The 11,981-nt window shown below is 73.0% G+C and carries 10 protein-coding genes; 6 read left to right on the top strand and 4 right to left on the bottom strand.

Annotated features, from left to right (window positions below; translation table 11 throughout):
- Window positions 1-3: 3 nt before the first annotated feature.
- Window positions 4-1,233: a phosphodiester glycosidase family protein gene (locus OG440_RS32465; RefSeq protein ID WP_406010306.1), complete on the top strand. Its 1,230-nt coding sequence runs from the start codon at window positions 4-6 to the stop codon at window positions 1,231-1,233.
- A gap of 190 nt (window positions 1,234-1,423) precedes the next feature.
- On the opposite strand, the gene OG440_RS32460 is transcribed toward OG440_RS32465, so the two are convergent.
- The 3 genes from OG440_RS32460 to OG440_RS32450 all read right to left on the bottom strand — a co-directional run bounded on the left by OG440_RS32460 (window position 1,424) and on the right by OG440_RS32450 (window position 5,912).
- Window positions 1,424-2,083 carry a hypothetical protein gene (locus tag OG440_RS32460; RefSeq protein ID WP_406010305.1) on the bottom strand — a complete coding sequence of 220 codons (660 nt, stop codon included), beginning with the start codon at window positions 2,081-2,083 and terminating at the stop codon, window positions 1,424-1,426.
- Between the two features lie 241 nt (window positions 2,084-2,324).
- Window positions 2,325-5,240, bottom strand: a complete 2,916-nt coding sequence (locus OG440_RS32455; protein ID WP_406010304.1) for a helix-turn-helix transcriptional regulator — start codon at window positions 5,238-5,240, stop codon at window positions 2,325-2,327.
- Between the two features lie 288 nt (window positions 5,241-5,528).
- Window positions 5,529-5,912 carry a hypothetical protein gene (locus OG440_RS32450; protein WP_406010303.1) on the bottom strand — a complete coding sequence of 128 codons (384 nt, stop codon included), beginning with the start codon at window positions 5,910-5,912 and terminating at the stop codon, window positions 5,529-5,531.
- 177 nt (window positions 5,913-6,089) lie between these two features.
- Between OG440_RS32450 and OG440_RS32445 the strand changes: the two genes are divergently transcribed.
- Window positions 6,090-6,923: a PIG-L family deacetylase gene (locus tag OG440_RS32445; RefSeq protein WP_406010302.1), complete on the top strand. Its 834-nt coding sequence runs from the start codon at window positions 6,090-6,092 to the stop codon at window positions 6,921-6,923.
- A 52-nt stretch (window positions 6,924-6,975) separates the two neighbouring features.
- Here OG440_RS32445 and OG440_RS32440 read toward each other — a convergent pair whose 3' ends face one another.
- Entirely contained in the window at window positions 6,976-7,161 is a 186-nt protein-coding gene (locus tag OG440_RS32440) for a hypothetical protein (protein WP_406010301.1), read from the bottom strand.
- 212 nt (window positions 7,162-7,373) lie between these two features.
- On the opposite strand from OG440_RS32440, the gene OG440_RS32435 reads away from it, so the two are divergent.
- The 4 genes from OG440_RS32435 (at window position 7,374) to OG440_RS32420 (ending at window position 11,922) form a co-directional block, all read left to right on the top strand.
- Entirely contained in the window at window positions 7,374-8,837 is a 1,464-nt protein-coding gene (locus OG440_RS32435; RefSeq protein WP_406010300.1) for a serine/threonine-protein kinase, read from the top strand.
- 138 nt (window positions 8,838-8,975) lie between these two features.
- Window positions 8,976-9,581 (top strand): dihydrofolate reductase family protein, encoded by a 606-nt coding sequence (locus tag OG440_RS32430; protein WP_406010299.1) that lies wholly within the window; start codon window positions 8,976-8,978, stop codon window positions 9,579-9,581.
- A gap of 158 nt (window positions 9,582-9,739) precedes the next feature.
- A complete protein-coding gene (locus tag OG440_RS32425; protein WP_406010298.1) occupies window positions 9,740-9,961 on the top strand; it encodes a hypothetical protein in 222 nt (73 codons plus the stop codon).
- A gap of 287 nt (window positions 9,962-10,248) precedes the next feature.
- Window positions 10,249-11,922 carry a cation acetate symporter gene (locus OG440_RS32420; protein WP_406010297.1) on the top strand — a complete coding sequence of 558 codons (1,674 nt, stop codon included), beginning with the start codon at window positions 10,249-10,251 and terminating at the stop codon, window positions 11,920-11,922.
- The last annotated feature ends 59 nt before the right edge of the window (window positions 11,923-11,981 follow it).

Below are 11,981 nucleotides of genomic sequence, written 5' to 3'. Positions count from 1 at the left end.
TCCGTGACACGACATCAGAAGCGGTTCGGGGTGGGCAGAAAGCCCGTGACGCTGCTCGCCGCGCTCGGCACGGTGGCCGGTGCGGCGCTCGCGGGGGCGGCTCCGGCCGACGCCGCGACCTGGACCACCGTGGCGTCGGGCGTGGCGTACCGCCAGTACGACCTGTCGGGGGCCGCCGGGACGACGCACGTGCACGTGCTCAGCGTCGATCTCAGCAACACGCATGTACGCCTCGGGCTGTTGTACCCGGGGGCGGTCGCGTCCCGCGCGGCCATCTCCTCACTGGCCGACAGCCAGAAGGCAGTCGCCGGCATCAACGGCGACTTCTTCAACATCAGCGAGACACAGCACCCGGGCGTCGCCGCGACCGGGGCGAGCGTGGGGCCGGCGGTCGTGAACGGGAAGGCGCTCAAGGGCGCGGTCCCGAACGGGCAGCGGTTCGGGCCCGCACTGCCGCCGGGCACGAACACCAAGGCCGTGGTCGGCGTCGGCACCGACGGCAAGGCCCGGTTGGACAGCCTGTCCCTCAACGGCACGGTCAGCGTCCTCGGGCGGCGGCTGCCGCTGGGCGGCGTCAACCAGTACGCGCTGGCGGAGAACTCCATCGGCGCCTACACCTCGGACTGGGGCGGCGTCTCGCGCAAGCGGGCCACCTGCGGCACGGACACCGAACGGGCCGCGGCATGCAGCACCAGCACCTACGAGGTGACGGTGAGGAAGGGCCGGGTGGTGTCGACCTCGACCTCACCCGGCGGCGGCACCATCACGGCCGGCACCACGGTCCTCGTCGGGCGGGAGGCGGGCGCGGCGCGCCTGAAGAACCTCGTCAAGGGCCAAGCGGTGGCGGTGCGTTACGGACTGACGGCCGCGTCGAAGTCGGCGTACAGCTTCGCCGTGGGCGGCTACCCGATCCTGTCGGCCGCCCAGCCGCTGTCCGGCCTGGACAAGTCGGTGTCGGCGGTGCGGACGGCCGTGGGTATCGGCAACGGCGGGAAGCGGGTGTACCTGTTCGCGCTGGACGGTGCCACCGCCTACCGCAAGGGGCTGACGATCGCCGAGGTCGCCAACGCCCTGAAGAGCCTCGGCGCGACCGAGGGCTTCAGCCTGGACGGCGGCGGCTCGTCGACCCTGGTGGCCCGTCCCGCGGGCTCGACCAAGGTGACGGTCCGCAACCACCCGTCCGACGGCTATGAGCGCCCCGTGGCGAACGGCATCGGGGTCTTCACCAGGTAGCCGCCCCGGCCGGGGGCGACCCCGCGGTGGCTCCGCCGAGGAACCGGCCCACGCCCCGTCACCGGGTGACCGTGGGGACGCCCTCGGCGGCTCCGGGCGAGAAGGACGTCCGCAGGCACGGACGCCCCCGCGCCACCGCGGCCCGAACGATCCGGCACACCCGTGCCGGCGGAGGTCGGAGTCCGGAGTGCTAGGACGCGTCCTGCGGCTTCTCCGGAGCGGCCGGTGCGGCGGACCGGGCGAGGGCGGCGAGGTCCGGGACCATGGCGGCGAGTTCGTCCAGGAGAGCGTCCATGTCCGCCACGTCCGGCATCGGGAAGGCGAAGCACACCCCGAACCTGGCGTGCGAGACCGCCGGTGCGGCACACCGCGTCAGCCGCCGCGGCAGATCCGAGGCGTAGAACCGCTCGGTCATCGCCGCCCGGTCGTCGCTCATCACCAGGTACGGGATCTCCCCGGAGAAGCGCAGGTCGAGCTCCGCCGCGCTCCAGTGCCGCTCCAGACGCAGCATGGGCCCGCTGTCCGCCACGTCGAAGCAGACGACCAGCCAGTGCCGCATGTCCCGTCGCCCGACGGGTTCCCAGAGCCTGGCGACGGTGACCGGATGTTCGCCGAGCGGCCCGGCGACGGCGGTGCCGTACCGGGTTCGCAGCAGCCAGGGGAAGTGGCCCGCGTACCCGGCCCACGGTCCGTCCCCGTCGGGCACGAGCCGCCTCCAGCCGGGACGTTCGGCCAGCACGCGCATCGCCCGGTCCGCCTTGACCGCCCGCCGCGCGGTACGGAACGCGAGGGTTCCTCCGACGACGAACGGCGCCAGGAGGACGACCGACCACATGATCCACGGAAACATCGAAACCGACGTCCTTTCGCTCGGGCCGGGGAAGTAGGGGGGCACGCAATCCTCGCCCGAACGGGCGCGTCGGCACATCGGGGGATCCACGTAGAGGCCTACGCAGACGAAGAGCCGAAGCGCCGACGCACCGCGGCCGCGGCCGCGGCCGCATGTCCGCTCTCCGGTACGCCCCCGACCGCACGGGTCCGGCCACGTGGTTCCCTCCGATGCCGTGGCCTCGACGGGCGTCCTCATCGGATCACGCCCTGCCGCCCGAGGTCGGACCGCTGCGCGTCATCAGGACCGCCAGAGCCGAGCGGGACGGCACGGACGTCTTGCGGTAGATGGACGACAGGTGGGTCTCGACGGTGCGGGGACTGAGGTGGAGCCGGGCGGCGACGGCCTGGTTGCTCAGGCCCTCCGCCACGAGCCCCGCGATGTCGAGTTCACGCGGCGTCAGGTCGGCCAGCTCGGGCGGTAGCACCGCCGTGTCCGGGATGACCTGCGGACGGGCCAGCCCGGCCAGGTCCACCAGCAGCCGGGCTCCGCCGTCGGTGGCGATCCGGTGGGCCCGCTGCCACATCGCGGCGGCCCGCGGACCCTGCCCCGCGCGCTTGACGAGGGGAGCGGCGCGCAGCAGACAGTACGCCTCCCACAGGGTCAGACCGCAGCGGGCGTACTCCTGCGCGGCCACGTCGAGGAGGCGTACGGCCTTGTCGGCGTCGCCGTGGTGCTCGGCCAGCGTCGCCTCGGCCCGCAACGCGCCCGCGCGCTGGCCGCCCAGGCCCAGTCGCCTCGCCTCGCGGGACGCCTGTCGGGCCCACCGACCCGCCTTGGCGGGATCACCGGTGGCGAGGGCGGTGCCCACCAGCGTGTCCAGCTGGCCGGGACGGATCGACGGTTGCAGCAACGGCAGTTCGGGGCCGCCGCCGGCGGTCACGATGGCTTGCTCGGCTCGGTACGGGTCGCCGTTCACCAGCGCCGCGTGGCCGAGCATGCACCAGGCGAGGGCGGCCCACCAGCCCTTGCTCCCCGCCACCGCCGCGACGGCCTCCTCACCCGTGGCCAGCGCGCTGCCGTCGCCCAGCGGACGGCCGATGAGGAGCACCAGCGTCTTGATGGCGAGAGTGAAGCCGAGCAGATCCGCACTGCCGGTGGCGCGGGCGATGGCCTCGGCCTCCTCGGCCGCCTCCAGCGCGGCGGGCAGCCGGCAGGTGTGCAGGCAGACGAAGGCCCGGTTGGTCAGCAGGTGGGGCAGGACGTGGAGTTGTCCGCCGCGCCGGGCGATGTCCAGACCGCGGGTGATGTGCCGCTCCGCGTCGGCGTACCGCTCCAGCAGCGTCTCCGCCCAGGCCAGCCAGACCAGTGACGCGCACAGCTCGGTGAGGTCGGGGTCGGTCAGCGCGTCGGTGAGGGCACGGGCGGCGTCGGCGAACCCGGCGGCGGCCGCCGTCTGCCCCTCGTACGCCTCTCCGAGAGCGGCGAGGGCCAGCGCGGCCGCCTCGCCCGGCGCGTCGCCGTCGGCGCGGGCGACGGCGACGGCCCGGGCGACGTCCGCGCGCGCCTCGGGGTACGACGCGGTGAGCAGGGCGGACATGCCCAGGGCGAGCCTGAGGGAGACGTCCTGGCCGGGGGCCGGGCCCGGGGTACGGGACAGCTCCCGGCGCAGCAGGGCCGTGGCCTCGGGCGAGTGACCGAGGTGGCGTTCCATCACGGCGCACTGTGCGACGGCCTCGGCCCGCAGGTCGGGGTGGCTCTCGCCCGATGCCTCGATCAGTTCGTGGAGCAGGTCGCGGCTTTCGCCGAGCGCACCGCCGACGCCGAGCGCGCGGGCCCGGGCCAGGGTCAGTTCACCGCGCCGCCGGGTGTGGTCGGGCGTCCGGGGGAGGTGGCCGAGGACGACGCCCAGCAGGTGGGCCGCGGTGGCCGGCGCGGTGGACGCGAACTGTTCGGCGGCCTCGCTCAGCAGCGCGGCGGCCTCGGGATCCCAGCCGCTGAGCGAGCGTTCGACGTGGTGGGCGCGTTCGGCGGCGGGGAGGCCCCTGTCGCCCAGTTCCCGCGCCGCGCGACGGTGGAGGGCGGTGCGCCGTACCGGCGAGGTGTTCTCGTAGACGAGGGCCCGCACCAGCGGATGGCGCAGTGCCCAGCGGTCGCCCGGCCCCGGGCGCAGGACGTCGCGTGCGGTGAGGGCGTCGGTGTCCTTCTCGACGGCGGGGGCGGGGGTGTCGGTCACCAGGGTCAGCATCCCGGTCGTCGCCTGGTCGCCGAGCACGGCGACCGCTTCGACGAGACGGCGCTGCCGGTCGTCGAGTCCGCTCAGCTCGTCGAGCAGCAGCGCGGCCAGACCGCTGGGGACGCCGGCCGGGCCGACGGGGTCCGGGTGGGCGCCGATGCCGCCCAGCGGTGCCCCGCCGCGATACGCGTGCAGGAGGGACCGCAGGTACAGGGGGTTGCCCTCACTGGCCGCGTACAGTTGCCCGGCCCGAGCCGCGGGGAGGTCGCCGGCCAGTTCCCGGATGGACTCCTGCTCGGGGAGCGGCCCCAGGGGCAGGTGGAGTACGGCGCCCGCGTCGATGCCGCGCGTGAGTGCCGCGGTGAGCGAGGTCGGCGTCTGGCGGGCCCGGCGCGCGACGATCAGCAGCACCCGGCCGCGCGGGGGATGGCGGACGAGATGGTCCACGAGTTCGCGGGAGGCGGGGTCCGCCCAGTGCAGGTCGTCCAGAGCCAGCACCACGCCGGGGTCGCCCAGCCGGGTGAGGAGGGCCGCGAGCGCGTGCCGGGGGCCGAACCGCGCCGCCGCACCGCCGTCGGGCGCGTCCCCGGCCTGGTGGGGCACCGCGCCGGCCTCGGCGGTCAGGGGGACGGAGGCCGCCGTCTCGAACGCCGCGTCGGCGAGCGCGTCGGTGAACACCTGGAACGGCACGTGCTGTTCGTACTCGGTGGCCCTCCCCCGCAGCACCGTGAACCCGGCACGCCGTGCCCGTGCGCACGCCTCGATGAGCAGGCGGCTCTTCCCGATGCCGGGCTCCCCGGAGATGTCTACGGCCGACACCGCCCCGGTCCGACCCAGGTGCGCGAGGACGGCGTCGAACCGGTCGAGCTCCCCGGTCCTGCCGACCAGCCGTTCCACGTCCGCGTCCCCCACCGGTGCCCCCGCCCGCCCGTCGTCGATCACAGTCCTTCCGTCACCTTACGGCCGGGCACCGACACCGGTTTGCGCGACATGTGCCGACCCGGTGACCACCGGCCGGCCCGTCCGAGGGAGGAGAGGAAGGCCCCCTGACGCACGCGAAGTTCCCCGACGCCGATGCACGGCGCCGGGGAACGCGGGGTGGTGAGGGGGCTGGCCGTGGGCGACGTGTCCGGCGACACCTGCCGTGCTGCGTCGGGAGGCGGACGACAACCTTCCCGCCGACGAGGTCCGCCCCTCAGCGGCGTCCCGCGAACCGGCCTCGAAGGCGGGTCACCGGCGGCGGGCGGCCGGGGAGCCGGTGGACAGGGGGCTGGGCTCCCGGACCGCTCGGATCTGGTGCTGCCGACGGGGCTCGGGCGCGTGGTACAGGCTGACGCCGTCGCAGCGCCGGCTCAGTGACCAGAAGGTGGGCCCGGCCACGAACGTCCCGAACAGGGCGACGACGCTGATCGGGAGGAGAGTCGGCAGCGACTGGCCCTCGGGCAGGGTCTGTCCGCCCACATGGATCGCGTAGGGCAGGGCGCAGACGAACGTGACGAGACACAACAGCGCGAGGGCGCCCCAGACGGCTCGAACACGGTGTTCTTCACGCCTGAGGGAATGGAAGAGGTCCTCGGGCAGGTTGTGGGGACGGCCGGACCCACGCCGGCGCATGTCCAGATCACGGAGGGGGCCTCGTCGAGTTCGCGCCGGACCGCGCCGGGATCATGGCGATGTCGAGCAGCGACCGCTCAAACGCCTCGTACGCCCCCGCCGCAAACTCTGACCCGGACCCGGGCTCGGCCCCGCACCCGGACCCGGACCGAGGCCCTTTACACAGGAGGAATTCTCATGAACGACCGGCCCTTGACGCTCATGGCGGTACACGCCCACCCCGACGACGAGGCCACGGGAACAGGGGGCGTCCTCGCCCGGTACGCGTCGGAAGGCATGCGCACGGTCCTCGTGACGTGTACCGACGGTGGTTGCGGTGACGGACCGCAGGGCGTCAAGCCCGGCGACCCCGGGCACGATCCGGCGGCCGTCGCCTTGATGCGGCGTGAGGAACTCGAGGCCAGCTGCGAGGTGCTGAAGATCGGTCATCTGGAGACGCTGGACTACGCCGACTCCGGGATGATGGGCTGGCCGACCAATGAAGCCCCCGGCTCCTTCTGGCAGACACCCGTGGAGGAGGGCGCTGCGCGCCTCGCGGAACTCATGCGGCGCTATCAGCCCGATGTGGTCGTCACCTACGACGAGAACGGCTTCTACGGCCACCCCGACCACATCCAGGCCAACCGCATCACGATGGCGGCGCTGGAGACGACCGCGCTGACACCCAAGGTGTACTGGACGACGGCGCCCCGCTCGATGATGCAGCGGTTCGGCGAGGTCATGCGCGAGTTCGGCGCGGACGGGCAGGAGCCGGATCCCGCCGAAACCGCGGCGATGGCCGAGATCGGACTCCCCGACGAGGAGATCACCACCTGGGTGGACACCGCCGCGTTCGGCGCCCAGAAATACGATGCGCTGGCCGCGCACGCCAGCCAGGGCGAGAACATCTTCTTCCTGAAGATGGGCCGCGAGAAGTTCACCGAGTTGATGGGCGTCGAGACGTTCGTCCGTGTCCAGGACACCACCGGCGCGGCCGTCCCCGAGAACGACCTCTTCGCCGGGTTGCGCTGAACCGCCCGCCCGCCGGGGGACAGCGCACGACCGGTGGCCCGTGGTGCGCCGGCTACCGCATTGCGACGGCGTAGGTCAGGTGGGTCACCCGGGATGACGCGTCCGTGCGGGTCTGGTCGAGGGCGATGCGGGCCGGGTCCACGCGGTCGAACAGGCCGATGCCGGTGCCGACGAAGTGGAAGGTCGTGCCGCCAGGCCGCTCCCACGGGTCACGCTCGGTCGGCGTGACGACGAACACCGGGGTGTGGAACGGCGCCTCCTCCGGCCAGACCCCGCTCGCCGGCGTCGAACATGTGCTTGCCCATGACGCTCACGCCGCCCCCACCTGGGCGCATCTGACCGTCGAGACGGTCCAGGGGGGTAGTCCGGCGGCTCGCGGGTACTTGCGTCCGGCGTGCCTCGGCAAACGGGCGCCCGCAGCAATGCAGCTTCACAACATGAGGAGACGGAATGAGGCTCCGCGAGTCGGCTCAGGCGTTGGCCTCCCGGTGTTCCGCCGAGATACTGGCCGGCCGCTACCGCCTGGACGCTCGCATCGGTTCGGGAGGCGCGGCGGACGTCCACCGTGGTTTCGACCTGCGCCTGAGGCGTGCGGTGGCGGTGAAGCTCTTCCGGCCCGGCACCGGCCTCGAATCGGAGGAAGGCTTCGCGAGCGAGGCGGTGATCCTGGCCCGGTTGCAGCATCCCGGGCTGGTCACCGCCTACGACGCCGGACGGCATGACGGCCGCGCCTACCTGGTCATGCAACTGATCGAGGGCCCCACGCTGAGGGCCCGCATCGCCGGAGGCGCCCTGTCCTGCGAAGAGACCGCGGAACTGGGCGCCGGCCTCGCGCAGGCCCTGGCTCACGCCCACGAAGCGGGGATCGTCCACCGTGACGTCAAACCGTCCAACATCCTCCTTGGCGCGTCCGGCCGCCCGTACCTGACCGACTTCGGCATCTCCCGGCTGGTCGACGCCACCACCCGCACCGTGACCGGGACGATCGTCGGCACCGCCGCGTACCTCTCCCCCGAGCAGGTACTCGGCCAGTCCGTCGGCCGGCCCGCCGACATCTACGCCCTCGGACTCGTGCTCCTCGAATGCCTCACGGGCAGGCTCGAGTACGGCGGCGGCCCCCTCGAAGCAGCGATAGCGCGGCTGCACCGCCCGCCCGTACTGCCCGGCGACCTGCCGAACGATCTCGTCGCCCTGCTGCGGGACATGACCGCCCTGGACGAACAGACGCGACCGTCGGCACTCGACTGCGCCCGCACACTGGCCGCCCTGGCCGACTCGCCCCTCTCCGCACCCGCCGCGCGGACCACGCTCACCACGCCCACGGCCCCCGCCGCATCCTTCGTGCGGGATTCCTCGGCGCAGGGTTCCGTCGTGCAGGGTCCCGAACGGGCGCACGACGAGGACGCGACGCACCCGAACGCGTCGCCCGCCCCGGGCCGAGCCGCTCCGAAGGCCGCTCCCGCGCGTAACCGGGTTCTGGTGGCCGGCGGAACCGTCGCGCTCGTCACGGTGATGGCCGCCGCTCTCGCCGCCACCGACGTCTTCCCGCACCACGGAGGCGACGGGAACACGACACAGGCTGCCAGCAGCCCCGCCGCTCCTGCCCACCCCGAAAACGGCTCCGCGGGACGGGACGACGCCTCCGCGACACCTGTGGCTCCCCCGGCCCCGACCCACGACACCTCCGAAGGACCACTGCGGAGCGTCGGTGCCGTCCCGGGCAGCACGAGCCCCAACCCGGTCGACGCTACAGGCATCCCTGCCCACAACGCGTCCGACACCGGAGCACAGGCCGTGACGCAGCCGACGACACCCGACAAGCAGTCCAGCAAGTCGGAGAAGGCCGCCAAGGCCCAGAAGGCGGCACAGAAGTCCGCCAAGGCGAAGCAGAAGCAGCAGAATAAAGACGAATGACGCGCGCACCGCAGCCCGCACCGGTCGGCCGGGAGGTACCGCACCTCACTGCCGGCTGATCCCGTACCGCTCCGCGGATGTTCCGCCGATGAGTTTTCGGTGCCTGCGCCGTCTACCCGTCGACGAAGGGAGCGCACCATGCGCAAGATCATCATCTGCACGTTCCTGACGCTGGACGGCGTCATGCAGGCGCCGGGCGGTCCGGACGAGGACACCCAGAGCGGCTTCGAGCACGGCGGCTGGCAGAAACCGGTGGCCGACGACGAGGTCGGCGCGGCCATCTCCGGTTGGTACGAGTCCTCCGACGCCATGCTGCTCGGCCGCAAGACCTACGACATCTTCGCGTCGTACTGGCCGACCGCCGATCCCGACAACCCGTTCACCCACCGGATGAACAGCATGCACAAGTACGTGGCGTCCCGGACCCTGACGTCCGTCGAGTGGCAGAACTCCACGCTGCTGGAGGGCGACGTCGCCGATGCCGTACGCAAGTTGAAAGCGTCCGACGGCGGCAACATCAACGTCGTCGGCAGCGGCGACCTCGCCCAGACCCTCATGCGGCACGACCTCGTCGACGAGTACCGGCTGACCATCCATCCGGTGATCATCGGCACCGGCAAGCGGCTGTTCGCCGACGGAGCGATCCCCTCCGCGCTGGAGCCGGTCAGCGTCTCGACCACGAAGGGCGGCACCGTCGTCGGCGTCTACCGACCGAACGGCAAGCCCGGCTACGACAGCTACTAGGAGGAGCCGGCCGGGGGTTTCGTTCGGCTCACCGCACGGATCCACCGGGTTCCGGTCCGGAACCGGCCGGACGTCCGGCCGTCCCCGTCCTTGATCATCACCCCGGCGTGCCCGTCGAGCCGCAGGGTAGGGGACGATGTGAGGACGGAGGGGTGGCGATGAGTGAACGTCAGAAACGTGAGTGGCCGGCGATGACGCCGGCGGACTTCGACCGGGACGTCCCGCTGCGACTGAACGTGGGGACGGGGCCCGTCCCGGTGCCGGCCGAACCCGACGAGTACGGCACGGCGCCTCTCTTCGGCACGAAGCCGCCGGCCCGGCAACCGGTCCGGCGCGCCGAGTGCCGGTCCGACCCCGTGGAGCAGCAGGAGCTGTTCTGACCGGTCGGGTCCGCGGCTACGGCTACGGCTACGGCTACGGCCGCGAACTGCGGGATTCTGCGCGGGAGTTGGTCGTGAGCGCGTCCGGATGAGGATGCCGAAGGGCTGTCGAGGCGAGCCTGTGCCCCCGCACAGGCCCCCCGCGGTCCCGCTGTGCCACCGCCGCCCACCTGCCCCGTTCGCTGTACGCGGCCCTGACCGGCTGATGGCATGACCGGCATGTCCTCCGCATCCCCTCCCCCTCCCTCTCCTCCTCCCCCGCCAGGCCCGGAGGCGCCGCAAGCCCCGTGCGCGCCGCAAGCCCCGTCCGCGTCGACGGCGTCGTACGCCGCGTCGGCACCGGAGCGCCGAGCATGAGCAACGGCGACGGACACTCCCTGGCCATCGTGGTCTTCCTCGTCTTCGTCGCGGTGTCGCTGCTGATGTGCGGGCTGGCCGCGGCCGACCTGGACGACCCCGTGCACTTCTACGCGGGAGGCAGTGCCGCCTTCGGGCCGGTCGGCAGCGGTCTCGCCATCGCCGGCGACTACATCTCCGCGGCGACCCTGCTCAGCACCACGGGCTCGGTCGCCCTCGACGGTGTCGACGGCATGCTCTTCGCCTGCGCCACCGTCGTCTCGCTCTACCTGGTCATGCGGATCATGGCCGAACCCCTGCGCCGCGACGGCGTGTTCACTCTCGGGGACTTCTTCGCCGACCGGCTCGGCGACGTCTCCGTACGCCGCGCTCTCGGCGTCGCCGCCCTCGTCGTCCTCACCCCGCTGCTCCTGGTGCAGCTCTCCACCGCGGGTCACATCATGGTGGCCATGTTCGGCCTCCCCGACGGCGCGCTCACCGGCTGCACCGTCGCCGGCGGGACGCTGATGGTCTGTTACGCCGCGTTCGGCGGGATGCGCGGCGTCGGTTACGTACAGGTGCTCAAGGTCGGTGTCGTGCTGATCGTGGTGCTGCTCGTGGCCGGGCTCGTCCTGGCCCGGTACGGATGGTCACCGGCGGGCCTCTTCGACGCCGCCCGGGGCCGCTCGGAGGCGGGCGTGGACTACGCGCGCCCCGGACTGCACTTCGGCCACTCCCTCGCCGGGCGCCTCGACCTGATCAGCTTCGAGACCACCCTCCTGCTCGGTGCCGCCTGTCTGCCGCACCTGACCATGCGGCTGCATCCGCTGCGTGACGCGCGTACCGCTCGCCGTGCCGTCGGTTGGGCCGTGGGCCCCGTCACGGTGGTGTGCGCCGCGGTGGTGGTGGCCGGGCTCGGGGCCTGCGCGCTGATCGGCCGGGACGCGCTGCGGGCCGCCGACCCCGGTGGAGCGACCGCGCTGCTGATGCTGACGGGCGCGCTCGACCCGGTCGCCGGGGGCGTCCGGCACAGCATGGTGTTCGCCGCCGTCGCCTGCGCCGTGTTCGTGACCACGCTCGCGGCCGTCGCCGGTATCACCCTGGCGGCCGCCTCCAGCCTGGTCCGCGATTTCGGCGGCCGGTCGGCCCACACCGCGCACCGCTCGCCCGGCGGCGAGATCCGCCGGGCCAGGATCGGCATCGTCCTGGTCGGCGCGGCCGCCGTCGTGCTGGCCGTGATCGTCCAGGACCGCGGCAGGCTGACCATGATCTCGCTGTCGTTCACCGTCGCGGCGTCGGTGCTCGCTCCGGTCCTGCTGTACGCGCTCTTCCTGCCCGGCTACACCGCCACCGGGGCGCGCTGGACCGTCTACGGGACCCTGCCGCTGATCGCGCTGCTCCTGGCGGGATCCCCCGCCGTGTCGGGCACACCCGTCGCGCTCTTTCCCGACCGCGACTTCCACTGGTTCCCGCTCCAGACCCCGGGGCTGATCACCATCACCGCGGGCTTCCTGCTCGGTCTGATCGGCCGCACCCGCCCGGAGCCCCCGCGAGAACCCTGGCACCACGGCACGGAAGCCGTGCGCCGTGACACACGCAGCCCCGACGCCGCGGGCCGCCCCTGAACCTGCTCCGCGGCTGCCGGACACCAGGTTCCCCGGCTGTCACCGCTGCTTGCGAGACT

This window comes from Streptomyces sp. NBC_00637 (genome assembly GCF_045161545.1).
Lineage (GTDB): Bacteria > Actinomycetota > Actinomycetes > Streptomycetales > Streptomycetaceae > Streptomyces.
Note: the sequence above shows the minus strand (reverse complement) of the source record. Positions and strands in the feature narration are given on the sequence as shown.

Coding starts and splice junctions, on each gene's coding strand:
- OG440_RS32460 (WP_406010305.1), bottom strand. CDS start 2,083: ATGTTTCCGTGGATCATGTGGTCGGTCGTCCTCCTGGCGCCGTTCGTC.
- OG440_RS32450 (WP_406010303.1), bottom strand. CDS start 5,912: ATGCGCCGGCGTGGGTCCGGCCGTCCCCACAACCTGCCCGAGGACCTC.
- OG440_RS32445 (WP_406010302.1), top strand. CDS start 6,090: ATGAACGACCGGCCCTTGACGCTCATGGCGGTACACGCCCACCCCGAC.
- OG440_RS32435 (WP_406010300.1), top strand. CDS start 7,374: ATGAGGCTCCGCGAGTCGGCTCAGGCGTTGGCCTCCCGGTGTTCCGCC.
- OG440_RS32430 (WP_406010299.1), top strand. CDS start 8,976: ATGCGCAAGATCATCATCTGCACGTTCCTGACGCTGGACGGCGTCATG.
- OG440_RS32425 (WP_406010298.1), top strand. CDS start 9,740: ATGAGTGAACGTCAGAAACGTGAGTGGCCGGCGATGACGCCGGCGGAC.